The 374-nt window shown below is 74.3% G+C and carries 1 protein-coding gene; it reads left to right on the top strand.

Features of this window, described 5'->3' with window-relative positions:
* A partial coding sequence (locus tag ADK67_RS11665; protein ID WP_053716428.1) for a flavin reductase family protein occupies positions 1–374 on the top strand: 374 nt, incomplete at both ends.

The raw sequence follows: 374 nt of genomic DNA, 5'->3' as shown, positions 1-374 counted from the left end.
ACCGCGACGGGCCCGGACGGCCCGGTGGGCGTGACGGTCAGCTCGTTCACGTCGGCGAGCATGGACCCGCCGCTGATCGTGGTGTGGATCGGCGAGGGCGCGTCGGCGTGGCCGGTGCTGCGCGCCGCGCCGCTCTTCGCGGTCCACCTGCTGCACGCCGGCCAGACCGCCCTGTCGGACCTCTTCGCCACCACCGGCGCGGACCGCTTCGGCGCGGACACGAACTGGACGCCCGACACCGACGACGTCCCCCACCTCCTGGACGCCCCGCTCCGCTTCCGCTGCCGCACGGTCCGCCGCATCGTGGTGGGCGACCACGTCGCCCTGGTGGGCGAACCGCTGGAGATCCAGCACAACACCGGCAACCCACCCCT

The organism is Saccharothrix sp. NRRL B-16348 (assembly GCF_001280085.1).
In the GTDB taxonomy this organism is placed as follows: domain Bacteria; phylum Actinomycetota; class Actinomycetes; order Mycobacteriales; family Pseudonocardiaceae; genus Actinosynnema.
This window is presented reverse-complemented; position numbering and strand designations above follow the sequence as displayed.